Consider the following 15,592-nt stretch of genomic DNA (forward strand, 5'->3'; position numbering starts at 1 on the left):
TGGTAGCAGTAGCGGTGGATAACCTATGAGGATTGTCCCGGGCTGTGGGCGGCGGCAAACATACTTTTTACAGCGGAGCGCAGGATCGTTTCCCCACTGCTTCTGCAGTCCAGCAAGGAGCCCTTTGTCAGGTTGGGGTGTGCTTTAAGCGGAGGATATTCCGCCGGTCTACTAGGTTTCCGGACTCAGCGAGTTCAGGCGGTAACGGTATGGGCTCTACCAAACGAGGCCCCAACAGTGATTGAAAGGCAGGAACGGTCGCAGTCGAATACGCTTCAACTTGCCCTTACCAGAGGCTACTGGCTTCGCTTGGTGGAGGCCGCCCCTTCTTTGCCTCTTCGGCGCCTCCCGCTCAGGTAGATAGACGGGAACGATGAATCCGGGCTCCCCATTGCCCCAGCAATGCCACAACACCTATCAGGGCTCCGGAAACGATCAAAGCAGGGCCGGCTCCGGCGCCGGCAAGCAGCGCGCCAAGAGCCGCCCCAAGAAGAAGCACAACAATCGCAGCACTTCTCCTGTTCAGCAATCCCTTGTGCCCCCTTACGAGGAAAAGCTCACCCGACAACGCGGTTAAGGTGGAGGTGACGACCACGGTTGTCATTTCCCGGACCGCGAGCTTTCGGGCTACACATGCCTGAATTCCCATAGCAGCTGCCGCCAATGAAGAGATGATCACTCGGACATCGGTGGAAAGGCTACTACCGACCAGGGAGGCTAGGGCCCCGACGGAGCAAAGAATGAGCCCTGCGACAAGCAGCAGCACCGTGATTGGCAGGCGCCATTCCGCAGATCGTTTTCTCAGTACCAGCCCGGTCACCGCGGCGCCGATTGAGAAACACACCATCGCTGATAGAGGACCTAACACTGGAAGGCCATCTGCTCCCGCCATGGCCATGCCCAGTATCACCACGTTCCCCGTCATGTTTCCGATGAAGACGTGATCAAGGGCGAGATAACCGACTGCATCGACAATCCCAGTCCCAAAAGTCAGGACCATTAGGAGCCCAAGCAACTGCACATTCCAGTGCTTCTCGGCCAGGACCTGTGCTTCGTCTGCTTGATTACCAAGTCCGGCACCGAGTGCGGCAGATGGGGTATAGGGGGATGTGGTCATTTTTGAATCTCCTGAATGATTCTGAAGGGCTGCAGCCTGGCGGGAGGTGTGACCGTCGTTAATTGTCCAAAGAACTCTGGACAATTACGCCGGGTTAAGGCTTTCGGTAGGAGCTTCTCGAGGGCGAACCGAAGCGTCGCATGCGTGTAGAACAGGGTTGCATCCGAGCCATTCAGGAAGTCGATGGACGCTCCGATGTTGACGAGGACGACGGCGGGAGTTGCGCTCCCGCCGTCGTGAGCCGTTCGGCTTGCTGCCTGGCATTTTTAGCGCGGCACTCAGCCTTCAAGCTTGGAATCTTCGCCCAGACGGTGCCATGAACGGTTGTGGTAGACCAGAGCGTCGCCGGGTTCGCCCGCTTGGACGTCACGCATCACGCGGGACTCCAGGGCGTGAACGGCGATGATTGTGGAGGTCCCCATCTCCATGCGATTGATGACGGCGCAGCGCAACCAAGCGCGGACATCGTCATACACCGCTTCGCCGGTTGCAAGGGCCGACCAGCGGTGCGTCTGGTCAAAGCGGTCGGCGCCGGGGGTCGCTCCAAACTTCGCCAGGTGGACGTCGTGCGCGTCCAGCAGGTGCACGACGACGGTTTCGGCGCGCGAAAGCACCTCGGACGCGGAGGACAGTGCCGACACCGAGAAAATCAGCAACGGAGGTTCCGCACTCACTGACACGACCGACGATACCGTCAGTGCCACCGGTCCTTCGCCGGCATCAGCCGTGATGACGGCGACTCCTCCTGGGTGGCCACGGAACAGTGCTTTGAATTCGTCGGCCGAGAGGGAGGGCGGGAAGCTTTGCTTCGGAGCTTCGAGCCAAGTGTCTGCGGGGTAGGCGTGAAACATCGTTATGACACCCTGGGTGTAGAGCGGTCGAGTTCCTCGCGAATGATGTTCGTCCCTGCGCTGAGAGCACTCAGCTTGGCCAGTGCGACGTCCCGGGGGAACGGTGCCATGCCGCAGTTAGAGCTGGGGATGAGCTTGTCCGCATCAACGAACTGCAGGGCCTTGCGGAGGGTGTTGGCGACGTCCTCCGGGGTCTCGATGGTCTCGCTTGCGACGTCAATTGCCCCGAGCATGACTTTCTTGCCGCGGAGGAGCTCGATGAGGTCCATGGGCACGTGGGAGTTCTGGCATTCCAGCGAGATGATGTCGATGCTGGAGCTCTGCAGCAGCGGGAACGATTCCTCGTACTGCCGCCACTGTGAGCCGAGCGTCGCCTTCCAGTCAGTATTCGCCTTGATCCCGTAGCCGTAGCAGATATGCACGGCGGTCTCCGCACGCAGCCCTTCTGCCGCTCTCTCAAGCGCAGCCACGCCCCAGTCCTTGACCTCATCGAGGAAGACATTGAACGCGGGCTCGTCGAACTGGATGATGTCCACGCCGGCCGCCTCTAGTTCTTTCGCCTCCTGGTTCAGGATCGTGGCGAATTCCCAGGCCAGCTTCTCGCGGCTCTTGTAGTGGTCATCGTAAAGCGTGTCCACCATCGTCATCGGACCGGGAAGAGTCCATTTGATCGGCCGGTCGGTGGCTGCGCGGAGGAACTTCGCATCTCCGACGAATACCGGCCGCTCGCGGCGCACCGCTCCGACGACGGTCGGCACGCTCGCGTCGTAGCGATCACGGATGCGCACGGTTTTGCGCTGTTCAAAGTCGACCCCGCTGAGATGCTCGATGAAGGTCGTGACGAAATGCTGGCGGGTTTGCTCGCCGTCGCTGACGATGTCGATGCCGCGTCGGCTCTGTTCGTGGAGCGCGATGCGCAGAGCATCCTGCTTGCCCTCGAGCAGCGCATCTCCCTCCAGCTTCCACGGGGACCACAGAGTCTCGGGCTGTGCGAGCCACGATGGTTTCGGCAGGCTTCCGACAACGGTGGTGGGCAAAAGTGTGTTCATGATTGACGATTCTCCGTGGGTCAATTGACGAGAGCGGGGTATTTGGCGGTCCACTGGTCCAATAGATCCTTGTGGGGCGTGATGAAGTGTTCCTCCGTGTACTTCGCCTGCGTGATCGCGAGCTGACTGCGCTCGACCCGGTCGTAAGCGATCTGGGTCCGCGAGTAATCCTGCTCTCCCAGGCTCGGCTGGTAGACGTGGGCGGCGGCGAAGTTCGCGTTGTAAATCTCCGGGCGGTAGATCTTCTGGAACGTCTCCATGGTGCTGATCGTGCCGATGAGCTGCAGGTTGGAGTAGTCGTTGAGCAGGTCGCCGCGAAAATAGAAGGCGAGCGGCGCAACGCTGCCGCGTGGCATGAAGTACCGGACCTGCAGCCCCATTTTTGCGAAGTATGCGTCCGTCAGCGAGAACTCGTCCTGCTGGTACTCGACGCCCAAGACCGGGTGACGGTTCTCCGTTCGCCGGTACGTCTTGCTCGTGGAGACGCTGATGCAGACCACTGGCGGCTGCGGGAAGCGTTCCTGGCATGCCGGGGAATCGAGGAAGTGCTGGAACAGTTTGCCGTGAAGATCGCCGAAGTCCCCGGGAACGGTGGGCTTGCCTGAGTCCCCTGCTGCCGCCGGCAGTACGACGCTGAAGTCGAAGTCGCGGACATAGGAGGAGAAGTTATTCCCCACGATCCCTTGGTGGCGGACCCCGTTCAGCTGGTCGTCGATCTGGATGTCGAGAACCTCGAACAGCGGGAACTGCTGATCCGTACCCTCCGCGGAGAACGCTATCTGCACAGAGACGATCTCAAGCTCGAGCGTGTAACGGTCCCGGTCCGGGTTGTCCCAGTCTGCGAGATCGTTGAAGCGGCGGCGAATCATGGTCAAGGCGTTGCGGAGGTTCTCTTGGCGGTGCTCGCCCCGTGCCAGGTTGGCGAAATTCGTCGTGATCCGCGAGCCCTCCGACGGGGAGTAGTTCTCGTCGAAGGGGGTCGTGGTGATCCTGAAGGTGAAGTCGTCTGCCATGCGCTGCCAATCCGTTGGTGGGCCGGGGCCGGCCTTTTCGAAGGGGATGTATTTATGGTGCAGCCTTCCGAGGGGTATCAAGTAACTAGTGGTTACTATGCATACATATAGAATCCTCCTATGCCTCAGATTTCGAGCGGATTGACCCTACAGCAGCTCCGTTACTTCATAGAAGTTGCAGCTGAGGGGTCCATCTCCGCGGCCGCCGATCTTCTCTACGTCGCGCAGCCGACAATGTCGGCCGCGATGAAAGACCTTGAGGCCCGGGTTGGCCGTTCGCTCCTGGTTCGCTCCGCCCGCGGGGTCACCCTCACCGCCGACGGGGTAGAGTTCCTCGGCTACGCGAGGCAGGTCGTAGAGCAGTTCGCTCTCCTCGAGCAGCGCTATCTCGGTAGGCCACCGCGGCGACGTCTGCTCGGGGTGTCAACGCAGCACTACTCCTTCGCAGTGGACGCCTTCGTCCGGATGGTCAAGGCCACTGATGTGGCCGAATATGAGTTCTCGCTGCGTGAGTCCCGTACCTGGGACATCATCGAGGATGTCCGGACGCTCCGCAGCGAGATAGGCATCCTTTACCGGAACGATTTCAACCGGAAGGTCATCGACAAGCTGCTCCGGGAATCCGGGCTCGCGTTCACTCCGCTTTTCCTCGCCGATCCGCACATTTTCATTTCAAGGAACAACCCGCTCGCCTCTAAAGAGCGTGCGACTCTCGCTGATCTCTCCGGCTTGCCGCGGCTAACCTTCGATCAAGGCGCGAACAACTCCTTTTACTTCGCCGAGGAGATTCTCTCCACCATGTCCAGCAAGCAGGAGATCCGGGTCTCTGACCGTGCCACGATCTTCAACCTCATGATCGGGCTCCACGGCTACACGATCTCGACGGGCATCATCAGCGGGCAGCTCGACCCGGAGATCGTCGCCATCCCGCTCGACGTTGACGAACGCATCGAGATCGGCTGGATCGGCCACGCCGCGATTCCACTTACCGACCAAGCGCAGCGCTACCTCAGGGAATTGCGGGCCGTCGTCGCTGAGTTCGGCGTAGCGCTGCTTGACTGACTGCAGTTGAGCGGGCGGTCTTTACTCCTTCGGTGATCGGACGTATTTGTTGCAGCCGAGCGGGTTGCTGGTATTGCTGTATCGGCCGAGTTATGACTGCGTTTGTTCAACTGCGCAAACACTAAAAGACTGACTGGGACGGTCCTCTACTTCTACTCGTCCCACTTCAACGCCTGTGAGTCTTTACGTGGCTGGTCTGGGACTAGGTGGCAGTGTTGATGCCGGTCGTTCTGCCCGGCGCGTGACACGAAAAAACAATTGCCCTTGAGGGTGCGTTTCCCCCGATTTGTCCGCGCTCGGTGGAGCGGTCGGCGTTGATCTTTCCCACGTCGGTGGCTTGATTAGAAGCTTGCTCAGCCTCTGAGGTTGTGGCTCATCACAGTTTTGCCTCGAAGTGACTCTTCCCAGGTCCGGCGCCGGTCGTGCTGCGACTTGTCTTGTCCATTCGAAAGAAAGGAGGGTGGCCGCGTTGACTATCGTTGCGCACACCCGCCCGTTCGTGGGCTGTTGAGGGTATCGGCTCGTATGGAGCCCGTCTGGCAGGGCAATAACCGACGCCGGTGACAACGTCGCCGAAGCTCCACGTATGAACGCCCGAGGCCGTCGAGGGCTGGGCAAATCGGACCCATTGGACGCCACAGCCATCGGAGCCGCTGTCCTGGGCTTGGAGGAGTCCCAACTACGGGTTCCGCGACGGGATGAAGGAACCCGTGCCGGGCTCAGGATCCTGAGTGCAGCCCGGGATCAACTGACGCGGGAACGAACAATGAATGTCAATGCACTTATTGCCCTCCTCCGGGCACATGATCCTGGAATCGATGCCCGTAAACCTCTGGTCCCCGCCCAGATCAACACGATCACCAGATGGCGGGAAAGGCACGAGCAGATGGAACTAGCGATTGCGCGGGAGGAAGCGATTCGGTTGGCGCGCCGCGTTCTCGAAGTGACCACTCAGCTGGCTGCTAATCAGAAACGCATGACTGAGCTGATACAGCAAAGTCCCGCCGCCCCGCTGCTGGAGATGGTGGGCGCCGGGGCCGTTTCAGTCGCTGCCGTCCTGACAGCTTGGTCGCATCCAGGAAGGGTTCGCAGCGTAGCTGCCTTCGCGTCACTGGCAGGGGTGAATCCCCTGCCGGCCTCAAGTGGTAACACTGTCCGGCACAGGCTCAACAGAGGCGGTGACAGGCGACTCAATCGTGCCCTGCACATCATCACCATGACGAGAATGATCCACCATCCCGAAACGCGGGAGTACGTTGCCAAACGCACTCAAGAAGGCCGTGGCTACCGGGAAATTCGAAGATCCCTCAAGCGCTACCTTGCCCGAATCCTCTACCGTCAGCTCAACACCCTTTACGCCTCTATAGATCCAGCCCACCAAAATGTTGCAGCGGCAGAGCCCAGCCAACTCGTCGGAGCGTATCGCGATTCCGCGCCAGGCCTAGGCCTCATCGCTGCCCCAGCGTCCTAGCGCGATGATCGCCTCACGCAAGGCGAGCCCGCGATCGGTCAGCGCGTAGGCCCGGGTGTTGTGCCGGAGGGGCAGGCGGGACAGTACACCGGCGGTCTCAAGCTCGCGCAGGCGGGTCGCGAGTATGTTCGTCGGCACTCCGAGGTCGCGCTGCAGGTCGCCGTAGCGCTGCGGCCCGTTGAGCAGCCGCTCCACGATGAGCAAGGCCCACCGCGCTCCAACGATATCGAGGGCCGCGGCGAGATCGCTCACTCGGTCGGATCGTCGTCCGGCTTCATCCAAAACGGCGAGTAGTGGTAGCCGTCGGGGTCGTCGAACTGGCGCTGGTACATGAAGGGGTAATCGTCGGTATCACCGATCCGCCCGCCGGCGGCACCGGCGCGTTCGACGAGCTCGTCGACCGCCTGACGGCTGCCGAGGTCGAATGAGACCGTGACCTTCGAGGGGGTGTCGGGTCCGCCGACGAGCTCCTCGGCGCCGCCGACGCTCGCATACATTTCGCGGCTGCCGAGCATGACGTACTGCTCGGGCGCGATCGCGAAGCATGACACGTTGTGATCGGACATTTCCGGGTCGAGGGTCCAGCCGAGGGCGGTATAGAAGGCTGTCGAGCGCTGAACGCTCTCGACCGGGCAGGTGATGAAAAGGCTCATGCGGCTCATACTTGCAAAATGCAAGTGCGACGTCAAGATCTAGTTAGTTGGCTCGTATCCCTAAGGATTTGAGACGCCTGAGTATGAGACACGTCGCCTCGGCCAGTAGAAGGTTTTAAGTGCCCGTAAGGGGATACTTCACCGGGCACTGGTTCTTTATTTTGGCTCGCTAGAGCGGCCGACCATAGGGATAGTCCACCCATAGCCCGGTGCCTTCTTCTGGGCAGGCCAGGTCCGCGCCGTTCCGCGTGGACCAGTAGTCCGCGGGGAAGCGGGATCCTTGAAGCACGGCGTTCAAATCGACGCCGTGCTCCTCGCGTCCGTCGGCGAATCGCGCGTCATACCGAATGCTGCGGTAACGACTCTTCAACCAGCGACGCCTCCGCCATGAGGCCGCGGCTCGGACGGCAACCGGCATTTGTGAACTCATTCCTACATTCTCCCTTGCCGCTCGCCCTCATGTTGTGATCAGCGCACGAAGGCGCAATCGAGATGTGCCCGTTAGCCGGTCGACTTACGGACACTAATGCAGGACGCTCTCACGGCATCTCAAAAGTGAGTCGAGTTTGACGTCGATCTTGAGGCCCAGCATTCTCTCCCGTTCAACGAGCACCTTGGGTTCGCGGTCGAATGGCAGTCATGGTCAGTCGCTTGAACGGCTTCCGCGCATCAAAACGCAACCTCACTGCGGATATACTCGCGTCACCGGTCCGGGTATAGCAAAGGGCCGCTCGTCAGGGCCTAGCCGAATTTCAGATCAAGTACTGTATTTCCTGAGGTCCAGGAAAGCTCCGGATCAGGGCCCCGGTAGTGGAAAAATCCCCGCAACGCGGAACTTGCTGTGTCCAGATCGACGACAACGCCGCTAGGTGCGAACGCAGGACCCGTAGGAATGAAAATCTCAGACTCTGCTTTCCCCTTCATTAAGCCCAACACCCGCCACGCACTCTCGTCTTGAGAATTAGCCGTGCAGTGCACGATGAAACCCGTCGCAGGACTTCCCATAGCCTCAAACAATCGATCACTACGTCCGACAAAGAAACGCCCCGCCTCAGCGCTGTCCCAAGACGAAAGCGCCGCCAGTGACGATGCCTTCGCTGTCTCGGTCGGCGGCACCTCGACACCATTGACAACCCACACGTCCCGGGGCGTCCTCTGTTTACTGTGAAGTAGTCCGAGGCGAATGATGTTACCGACCATCACGCCAATTGCGCTTGCGGGAACTACCACTGGCCAGAGCTTAGACCAAGGCGCAGGAAACTGCGAAAGAAGGAAGCTTGCCGCGACGACAGTGAGGACAAAAATTATGGTGACCCAACTTTCTCGGACGAGTCCCCGAATTAAACCGCCCCCAAGTATGCCGGCGGCGAGTAAGATGCCGATTTCGAAACCGTTCGAGCCACCAGTCAATGAGAAGGTGGAGAAAAATATCCCTGCCGCAAAAATAAACGCCATCACCCACAGGGCCCAAGCTGCGCGGAAGAAACGGAAGTACGACGAAAAAGTCTGCATCTCTTTCATATTACAAAATCATCCTGTAACTAAATTCTCGAGTAGTAACCCGACTTGCATGAGCTAGACGTGCTGTAGCTCTAAGTTGAATGCTTCCAGAACGGACTGTAGACGGGACACCCGCCAATTCCCATTTTTCGCTGATGTCCATCCCTGCTGCGAGCCCACCTGCGAAGAAGGCATATCCCGCCGCCAGGAACGACCGTCTTGCCCTCGACACCGACACCTTCCCCCGAAGGGTTTTGCAGGTTGAGCGTGGTTAGGGGAGGCGCGAGGCGCTGCCCGACCCCAAACTCCAAGTTCCTACCGTTCCAAAACCCTTGAGATGCGAGGCGTCCCAAGGCTGAGGAAAGCAACGCGTTCGCAGGTTCTGGTTCCTGTGGAATCACATGGCTTTCCCAGCACCAGGCCATTCTCATAACTATGTCTCGAACCCCTTGGTGGAATCGGCATACTAATCATTAGTTACGAGACACATTCGGAGGCAGGCGTGTCGAAACTTATTGGCTATGCACGCGTTTCGACACGGCAGCAGTCCACCGACCGGCAACAGGCAGATCTACTCGCCGCCGGCGTTCGACCCGATGACCTATACATCGACCATGGAGTCTCCGGGGCGCGTGCTTCGCGACCACAGTTCGATCGGGCACTCGACGCGCTCATCCAGGGTGACACTCTCGTCATCACGACTTTGGACCGGCTCGGTCGATCCACCCATAACATGCTCGCCTTCGCCGATGAACTCCGCGGCAGGGGCGCCGGTCTGCGGGTGCTGAACCTGGGCGGTGGCGACGTCGACACCGCAACACCGATGGGCGCAATGTTGTACACGATCATGGCCGCCCTCGCGCAGATGGAGCACGAGATCAAGCGCGAACGTGTCACGGACTCCATTAACAAGCGTCGCAAGGCTGGCCTCGGCCTTGGCGGCCGACCCCGCCAGGTCACTGATAGCCAAATTCAGAATGCTGTCCGCCTGGTTAAAGGTGGCGAGCCCGCGGCGCGGGTTGCCAGGGACCTGGGAATGTCCCGGGCGACTTCCTACAGGCGGTCACGAGCCCTTGCCGACCAGCAGGATGCATATAGCCCCACATAGGCCGCTTTTTCGCGCCAACGTTGACCCCGACTGGGTTGCGGGGGTGGGAGCGTTCCCTGTCTGCCGGGCCTGCGAACGGTGCGTAGCTGGTGCCGGGCGTCTTTTGGTAGCTGCTGCCACGGAACACCAGTTCCGCGTTCAGTTGCTTGTCGGTGATGGTTTCCAGTGATTCGGGCGGGCAGCACCCGGCGTCGCTGTCGCACAGCAGGTTCTGCCAGTGTGACGGGGTGACCAGCCACGCGTCCTGCAGCGGGGTACCTGCGCTGTCCAGTGCCTCGATGACGGCCTCGACGTGGTCGTGGAAGGGGCGGGGCTGTCCGGGCGGGGGGTGCTGGCCGTGTAGATGGCCAGCAGCACCGCCGTGGCCTGAGTGTCCAGTGCGAGGTAGTCCACCAGGGAGCGGGCGAAACCGGCGGGTTCCGCGAACGCGGGGGCGTCGACCCGCAGTGTGGCGCCCAGCGTCTTGCCCCGCATGGTCAGGAACACAAAGGATTCCCGCGGTACGAACCCGAGGGAGTGCGGGATGAAACCGAGGATGTCGGCGGGGCTGGAGATGCGGATTGCGTCGTTCATGTTGAAAGTCCTTTGCTGAGGAATTTGGTGGGTGGGGCGGCTCGTGGTCACCTAAGCCGCCCCAGGCGACAACTTGGTCCGCGTCCGCACCCGTTTCCCGCCCGCTTGACAGACATAGAAGCGTCGATAATGGACCTTCTGTCAGGCTGTCTCGGTCAGGCAAACAAGTGCTTACTGACAACGCGGCCGGAATCGGCGGCGGTTTCGACCCGTTCATGATTGGGGTCAATTCGGGCTATCTACGGCGGGGAATAGGAGCCGTTGGGGTAGCTCCTTGGCAGCAGTAGCCGTGGATAAACTACGAGAATTGTCCCCGTTGCGGGGACTCAAGCAAGGAGCCGGGTGTCGGCCTGGAGTTGCCGCCGTGAAAGGCTGCAGTTATGGAAAACTTACCTCGGGAACATGACCTCGTTCTCTATGGAGCGACAGGGTTCGTTGGCCGGCTGATCGCCGCCTACGTCGCAGAGCATGCACCGGCAGGTATGCGGGTCGGACTCGCGGGCCGGTCCAAACCCAGGCTTGAGGCGGTTCGGTCGCAGTTGCCGGAAGCGGCGCACGGATGGGCCCTTATTGAAGCTGACTCGGAGGCCGGGGACACTATCGCGGCCCTCGCCGCGGGCACCCGTGTGCTGTTCACAACCGTCGGTCCATACGCGAAACACGGACTACCCGTCGTGGAGGCATGCGCACGGGCCGGTACTCACTACGCCGACCTCGCCGGTGAGGTGTCCTTCATCCGGGAGGCGATCGATCGCTACGACGCCCTGGCCAAGACGAGCGGGGCCAGGATTGTGCACTCCTGCGGCTATGACTCCGTGCCGTCCGACCTCGCCGTACTGCTGCTTCATCAGGCGGCAGAAGCCGACGGCGCTGGCGGCCTGCTCCAGGTTCAACTAGTTGCTAGGGCCAAGGCCGGCATCAGCGGAGGCACGCTCGAGTCGATGCGCGGGCAGCTCGACGCGATGCGATCGAGCCCCGCCCTGAGGTCATTGGCCGCAGACCCCTTCGCTCTAAGCCCTGACCGGGCACGGGAGCCGGAGATACAACAGCCTCCTGACGCCGGTCCGGTGCGCCGTTCCGATGACGGCACCTGGACCGTGCCTTTCATCATGGCCCCATTCAACACTCGGATAGTGCGCCGCAGCAACGCATTGCAGGGCTGGGCCTACGGCCGCTCCCTTCAGTACGGCGAGGTGATGGGAATGGCCCGCGGACCGGCAGGAGCGGTTCTCGCCAGGGCAACGGCGCTCGGGCTTCGGGCATTTGTGGGTGCGATGGCGTTCCCGCCCACCCGGTGGGTGCTCGACCGCTGGCTGCCGGCACCAGGTGCAGGTCCGAGCATCAGCACGCAGCGCGCAGGCTGGTTCCACTCCCAGGTAACCGCCCGCACCGAAGACGGGCACCGTTACCAGGCAATTGCTGCCGGCCCCGGTGATCCCGGCTATGCCGCCACCGCCGTCATGGCAGGGGAGACTGCACTCGCTCTAGCCCTCGACAGTGACCGGCTGCCAACCGCGAAGGGGTCACTGACACCGGCCACTGCACTCGGCAACGTGCTCATACAGCGACTCCGTGCGGCCGGCCACACTTACGAGGTCACCAAACTCGTCGGAACTAGATCCTGCAGATCGACGGCGCAGGCAGGGAAGTGGACTAGTGCTTGGGTGTTCCGCTGGATTGGCGGGGGATGAGGGTAGGCATGGATCGCCGAATGAGGGGTTCGGTTGCGGGGTTGACGATGAGGTCGATGGCGGTGGCGGCGATCTGGTCCAGGGGAACGTGGACGGAGCTTAGGGGTGTGGGCAGCCGCGCCGAAAGGGGTGTGTCGTTGTACCCGACCAGTGCGAGGTCTTCGGGGATGGTGATGCCGTTGCGGTGTGCTGCCGCCATCACGCCCATGGCGATGTTGTCGTTGGCCGCGAAGACCGCTGTGGGACGATGGCCAGCGCTAAGGAGTGTTTCGCCGGCGGTGTAGCCGTTTTCGATGCCGTAGCCTGCGGCGATGAGCCATTTGTCGGCCGGTTTGATGCCGGCTTCTTCCATGGCTCTGCGGGCGCCGGCGAGACGGGCTTTCCCGGAGGATGTGAAGTCAGGGCCGGTGACGACAGCGATCTCGCGGTGTCCGAGGTCGATGAGGTGGCGCACGGCGAGGTAGCCGCCCACTTCGTCGTCTCCGAGGGCGGATGGGCTGATGCCGTCGGTGCGCAGTACCAATGCATGCGCTACCCGGCGTTCACGCAGGAGCCGGGGGAGTTTGTCGTCGAGCCGGGCCGTGGCCAGGATCAATCCGTCCACGTTGCGGTCGAGCAGGGTTTCGGCTGCGCTGCGTTCCTCGTCAGGGTCATCTCCGCTGGTGGCAACCATGGCGAAGTAGCCGCGGGAGGATGCGGCTTTTTCGAGTTCTTCGAACATCAAGGCCATGACGGTGTCGCTCAAGCGGGGGACAAGGACGCCCAGGGTGCGGGTTTCGCCGCGGCGCAGGCTGGAGGCGAAGGAGTTCCTCCGGTAACCGAGCTCCTCGGCCACTTTCCGGACGTTCGCTGCAGCTGCTGAGCGAGACGTGGTCCTTTCATCCAGGGCGCGGCTGGCCGTGGAAATGCTCACGCCACTGGCCGCTGCGACGTCCTTCAGCGTGACGACAGTGCCGGTGGCGGCCGGATCCATAAGGGTTCTCCTCTTCAGCAAGGGTGTAACAGACACTCTAATCCTCCTGACTTGCAAACGTTCTCTTGACAGTGAGCTGCGACACGTGCAAACTTGAAAACGTTCCCGCAAACGTTCTCATGACAGCGGGACTGCCGACCATCAATGAAGACAAGAGGTAGCTGCAATGACACTCGATCTCCGCGGACTCAGCCCCGCACCTGTCACCCCGTTCACCGAAGATGGCGCTATCGACTACCCGGCGATCCAGCGTCTTGGCTCGTGGCTCGGTTCGATTGAAGGCGTTAAGAGCCTCGTCGTCCTGGGGCACGCGGGCGAAGGCACGTTCCTTACTGAAGAGGAGCAGCTTGACGTTATCCGCGCGTTCGTTGCCTCCACCGACGGCCGCGTGCCGGTCGTGGCGGGCATCACCAAGGAGGGCAACAAGACCGCGGCCCTAGAGGCAAAGAAAGCTGTCGAGGCCGGCGCGTCAGCCGGTCTGGTCTACCCCTCGCACGGGTGGCTGCGTTTCGGATACCAGGACGGCGCGCCGCAGACGCGCTACAAGGAGATCTATGAAGAGTCCGGTCTGCCGCTGATCCTGTTCCAGTACCCGGACAACACCAAGGCGAGCTACAACCTGGACACCCAGCTGGAGATCGCTGGCCAGGAGGGCGTCTTTGCCACGAAGAACGGTGTCCGGAACATGCGCCGGTGGTACACGGAGATCCCCGCACTGCGCGCCGCGTACCCCGAACTGCAGGTGCTGTCCTGCCACGACGAATACCTGCTGCCAACGATGTTCGATGTCGACGGTCTGCTCGTCGGCTACGGCAACATCGCCCCCGAACTGCTCGTCGAACTGATCGAAGCCGGCAAGGCGCAGGACTACAAGCGTGCCCACGCCATCCATGAGCGCCTGCTCCCCGTGACCAAGAACGTTTACCACCGCGGGTCCCACATGGAAGGCACCGTCGCCTTGAAGTGGGGCCTGGTGAACCGCGGCATTCTTGACCACGCCACGGTGCGCACCCCGCTCCTGCCCCTGCCCGAGGGCGCCGAAACCGAAATTGCCGAAGCCTTCGCTGCCGCCAACATCGGCAAGGTCACCGTCAGCGCCTGATTCCACCCTTTACGGGTCCTCACGGGTGGCGTGCCCCTGGCCCGCCACCCGTGCCCTAACTTTCACTCTCCGTCCCGGGCCAATGACGCCCCCAGCAGTGTCGCTGTATAAGGAGGACTCGCCGATGCGCGAGCAGCAGAATAAGACCATCACCCACCAGGAAACCAGGGAAGAACAGATGGCAACCCAGCAAGGAAACCAGGCCCCCGCGGCCGCGAAGAAGCACCGGACTTTCCTGCAGTACCTTGCCCTGATGGGCCCGGCCTTCGTCGTCGGAGCCTGGCAGTTCGGCCCCGGAAACCTCACCACCGCCGTGCAGGCCGGAAGCCGGTTCGACTACAGCCTCGTCTGGGTCATCGCAGTCTCAACGATCCTGATGATCTTCTTCACGGACATGAGCGTCCGGCTCGGCATCGCCACCCCCGTCTCTTTGATCTCCTCGATCAAGGACCACCTCGGCAAATGGGTCGGCCTGCTCGCAGGCTTTGGCGTCTTCGGTATCACCCTCATGTTCTCCGTCGGCAACGCCGTCGGATCCGGCCTCGGCCTGTCACTGATCTTCGGCGGCTCCCCGGTCCTGTGGACCGTTGTCTGCACCATCGCCGTCGCGATCGTCCTGGCTTTCAAAAACGTCTACGGCATCGTCGAAAAAGCACTCCTGGTCATCGTTGTCCTGATGGGCATCGCCTTCATCGCCAGCACCGTCGTCGCGCAGCCCGACTGGTACCGGTCCCTCGAAGGAATGGTCCCAAGCCTGCCTGCCGGAAGCGAACTCCTCATCATTGCCCTCGTAGGCACCAACTTCTCCATCAACGCCGCCTTCTACACCTCCTACGGCATCAAGGAACACCGCCGCACCCGCGCCGACTACAAGGACATCACCCTCGTTGACACCATCCCCGGCATCGTCGCCCCCGGCATCATGACCGCCCTGGTCATCATGGTCGCCGCCGCCGTACTGGGAAAGACCGGGGCCGAGGCCGGGACCATCAACGCCCTCGCCTCCATCTTCACCCCGCTGGCCGGCCCCACCGGGGCCATGCTCTTCGCCCTGGGACTTTCCGGAGCAGCGTTCTCCTCCATGATCGCCAACGCCACCGCAGGCGGTACCATGCTCTCCGACGCCATCGGACGCGGTGCCAAAGCAGGATCCCCCGCAGCGCGCATTTTTACCGCAGCGATCCTTGCCTTCGGCCTGATCATCACCCTCTCATTCCAGTCCTCACCCGTCGGCCTGATCGTCATCGCCCAGTCCCTCACAGTCCTCATCGCACCCCTGCTCGGAGTCCTGATCGTCACCATGGCCAACAAAACCGCCGTCATGGGCGACCTCCGCAACAAGTGGTGGCAAAACCTTTTCGGAGCCATCGGCCTCATCGCCATCTTCGCCCTGTCTTTCCGGCTCATCAGCACCCTGATCGGCTAGCTG

Annotated in this window: 15 protein-coding genes and 1 pseudogene; 7 read left to right on the forward strand and 9 right to left on the reverse strand. The window is 61.6% G+C overall.

Going from position 1 to position 15,592, the window contains the following annotated elements:
• Positions 1-352: 352 nt before the first annotated feature.
• The 4 genes from AC5RVN_RS09590 to AC5RVN_RS09605 all read right to left on the reverse strand — a co-directional run bounded on the left by AC5RVN_RS09590 (position 353) and on the right by AC5RVN_RS09605 (position 4,030).
• The gene (locus AC5RVN_RS09590) at positions 353-1,117 is read right to left on the reverse strand and encodes a YoaK family protein (protein ID WP_494137767.1); all 765 of its coding nucleotides are present in this window, start codon (positions 1,115-1,117) and stop codon (positions 353-355) included.
• Between the two features lie 278 nt (positions 1,118-1,395).
• Positions 1,396-1,968: a flavin reductase family protein gene (locus AC5RVN_RS09595; protein WP_494042523.1), complete on the reverse strand. Its 573-nt coding sequence runs from the start codon at positions 1,966-1,968 to the stop codon at positions 1,396-1,398.
• A gap of 2 nt (positions 1,969-1,970) precedes the next feature.
• Entirely contained in the window at positions 1,971-3,017 is a 1,047-nt protein-coding gene (locus AC5RVN_RS09600; RefSeq protein WP_494137768.1) for a methionine synthase, read from the reverse strand.
• A gap of 20 nt (positions 3,018-3,037) precedes the next feature.
• On the reverse strand, positions 3,038-4,030 hold the full coding sequence (locus AC5RVN_RS09605; RefSeq protein WP_494137769.1) for a DUF1852 domain-containing protein: 993 nt from the start codon (positions 4,028-4,030) through the stop codon (positions 3,038-3,040).
• A gap of 120 nt (positions 4,031-4,150) precedes the next feature.
• On the opposite strand from AC5RVN_RS09605, the gene AC5RVN_RS09610 reads away from it, so the two are divergent.
• The 3 genes and pseudogenes from AC5RVN_RS09610 (at position 4,151) to AC5RVN_RS09620 (ending at position 6,563) form a co-directional block, all read left to right on the forward strand.
• Entirely contained in the window at positions 4,151-5,092 is a 942-nt protein-coding gene (locus tag AC5RVN_RS09610; RefSeq protein WP_494137770.1) for a LysR family transcriptional regulator, read from the forward strand.
• Positions 5,093-5,678: 586 nt separating this feature from the next.
• Positions 5,679-5,837, forward strand: a pseudogene (locus tag AC5RVN_RS09615) (IS110 family transposase); the annotation flags it as partial.
• A 231-nt stretch (positions 5,838-6,068) separates the two neighbouring features.
• Positions 6,069-6,563: a transposase gene (locus AC5RVN_RS09620; RefSeq protein WP_494137917.1), complete on the forward strand. Its 495-nt coding sequence runs from the start codon at positions 6,069-6,071 to the stop codon at positions 6,561-6,563.
• On the opposite strand, the gene AC5RVN_RS09625 is transcribed toward AC5RVN_RS09620, so the two are convergent.
• From AC5RVN_RS09625 to AC5RVN_RS09635, 3 genes are all read right to left on the reverse strand, one after another.
• On the reverse strand, positions 6,534-6,815 hold the full coding sequence (locus AC5RVN_RS09625; protein ID WP_493969088.1) for a winged helix-turn-helix transcriptional regulator: 282 nt from the start codon (positions 6,813-6,815) through the stop codon (positions 6,534-6,536). The genes AC5RVN_RS09620 and AC5RVN_RS09625 overlap by 30 nt on opposite strands.
• Complete coding sequence (locus AC5RVN_RS09630; RefSeq protein ID WP_494137771.1) at positions 6,812-7,216, reverse strand: VOC family protein; 405 nt, start codon at positions 7,214-7,216, stop codon at positions 6,812-6,814. Before AC5RVN_RS09630 ends, AC5RVN_RS09625 begins: the two co-directional genes overlap by 4 nt.
• A gap of 741 nt (positions 7,217-7,957) precedes the next feature.
• Positions 7,958-8,737, reverse strand: a complete 780-nt coding sequence (locus AC5RVN_RS09635; protein WP_494137772.1) for a hypothetical protein — start codon at positions 8,735-8,737, stop codon at positions 7,958-7,960.
• A 481-nt stretch (positions 8,738-9,218) separates the two neighbouring features.
• Between AC5RVN_RS09635 and AC5RVN_RS09640 the strand changes: the two genes are divergently transcribed.
• Positions 9,219-9,824, forward strand: a complete 606-nt coding sequence (locus AC5RVN_RS09640; RefSeq protein ID WP_494137773.1) for a recombinase family protein — start codon at positions 9,219-9,221, stop codon at positions 9,822-9,824.
• Positions 9,825-9,962: 138 nt separating this feature from the next.
• Here AC5RVN_RS09640 and AC5RVN_RS09645 read toward each other — a convergent pair whose 3' ends face one another.
• Positions 9,963-10,397 (reverse strand): DUF4192 family protein, encoded by a 435-nt coding sequence (locus AC5RVN_RS09645; RefSeq protein ID WP_494105001.1) that lies wholly within the window; start codon positions 10,395-10,397, stop codon positions 9,963-9,965.
• Positions 10,398-10,777: 380 nt separating this feature from the next.
• Between AC5RVN_RS09645 and AC5RVN_RS09650 the strand changes: the two genes are divergently transcribed.
• The gene (locus AC5RVN_RS09650; RefSeq protein WP_494105002.1) at positions 10,778-12,088 is read left to right on the forward strand and encodes a saccharopine dehydrogenase family protein; all 1,311 of its coding nucleotides are present in this window, start codon (positions 10,778-10,780) and stop codon (positions 12,086-12,088) included.
• Here AC5RVN_RS09650 and AC5RVN_RS09655 read toward each other — a convergent pair.
• The gene (locus AC5RVN_RS09655; protein WP_494042532.1) at positions 12,051-13,061 is read right to left on the reverse strand and encodes a LacI family DNA-binding transcriptional regulator; all 1,011 of its coding nucleotides are present in this window, start codon (positions 13,059-13,061) and stop codon (positions 12,051-12,053) included. The two genes, AC5RVN_RS09650 and AC5RVN_RS09655, sit on opposite strands and share 38 nt — an antisense overlap.
• A gap of 166 nt (positions 13,062-13,227) precedes the next feature.
• Between AC5RVN_RS09655 and AC5RVN_RS09660 the strand changes: the two genes are divergently transcribed.
• Together AC5RVN_RS09660 and AC5RVN_RS09665 are read left to right on the forward strand one after the other, a co-directional pair.
• Positions 13,228-14,163: a dihydrodipicolinate synthase family protein gene (locus AC5RVN_RS09660; RefSeq protein ID WP_494105003.1), complete on the forward strand. Its 936-nt coding sequence runs from the start codon at positions 13,228-13,230 to the stop codon at positions 14,161-14,163.
• A gap of 124 nt (positions 14,164-14,287) precedes the next feature.
• Positions 14,288-15,589 (forward strand): Nramp family divalent metal transporter, encoded by a 1,302-nt coding sequence (locus tag AC5RVN_RS09665; RefSeq protein WP_494105004.1) that lies wholly within the window; start codon positions 14,288-14,290, stop codon positions 15,587-15,589.
• Positions 15,590-15,592: the final 3 nt, after the last annotated feature.

The organism is Arthrobacter sp. sptzw32 (assembly GCF_059089735.1).

Bases quoted from the DNA above. Each gene is read 5' to 3' on its own strand.
- AC5RVN_RS09600 (WP_494137768.1), bottom strand. From the start codon at position 3,017: ATGAACACACTTTTGCCCACCACCGTTGTCGGAAGCCTGCCGAAACCA.
- AC5RVN_RS09650 (WP_494105002.1), top strand. From the start codon at position 10,778: ATGGAAAACTTACCTCGGGAACATGACCTCGTTCTCTATGGAGCGACA.
- AC5RVN_RS09665 (WP_494105004.1), top strand. From the start codon at position 14,288: ATGCGCGAGCAGCAGAATAAGACCATCACCCACCAGGAAACCAGGGAA.
- AC5RVN_RS09605 (WP_494137769.1), bottom strand. From the start codon at position 4,030: ATGGCAGACGACTTCACCTTCAGGATCACCACGACCCCCTTCGACGAG.
- AC5RVN_RS09660 (WP_494105003.1), top strand. From the start codon at position 13,228: ATGACACTCGATCTCCGCGGACTCAGCCCCGCACCTGTCACCCCGTTC.
- AC5RVN_RS09635 (WP_494137772.1), bottom strand. From the start codon at position 8,737: ATGAAAGAGATGCAGACTTTTTCGTCGTACTTCCGTTTCTTCCGCGCA.
- AC5RVN_RS09630 (WP_494137771.1), bottom strand. From the start codon at position 7,216: ATGAGCCTTTTCATCACCTGCCCGGTCGAGAGCGTTCAGCGCTCGACA.
- AC5RVN_RS09655 (WP_494042532.1), bottom strand. From the start codon at position 13,061: ATGGATCCGGCCGCCACCGGCACTGTCGTCACGCTGAAGGACGTCGCA.
- AC5RVN_RS09620 (WP_494137917.1), top strand. From the start codon at position 6,069: ATGACTGAGCTGATACAGCAAAGTCCCGCCGCCCCGCTGCTGGAGATG.
- AC5RVN_RS09590 (WP_494137767.1), bottom strand. From the start codon at position 1,117: ATGACCACATCCCCCTATACCCCATCTGCCGCACTCGGTGCCGGACTT.
- AC5RVN_RS09595 (WP_494042523.1), bottom strand. From the start codon at position 1,968: ATGTTTCACGCCTACCCCGCAGACACTTGGCTCGAAGCTCCGAAGCAA.
- AC5RVN_RS09610 (WP_494137770.1), top strand. From the start codon at position 4,151: ATGCCTCAGATTTCGAGCGGATTGACCCTACAGCAGCTCCGTTACTTC.
- AC5RVN_RS09645 (WP_494105001.1), bottom strand. From the start codon at position 10,397: ATGAACGACGCAATCCGCATCTCCAGCCCCGCCGACATCCTCGGTTTC.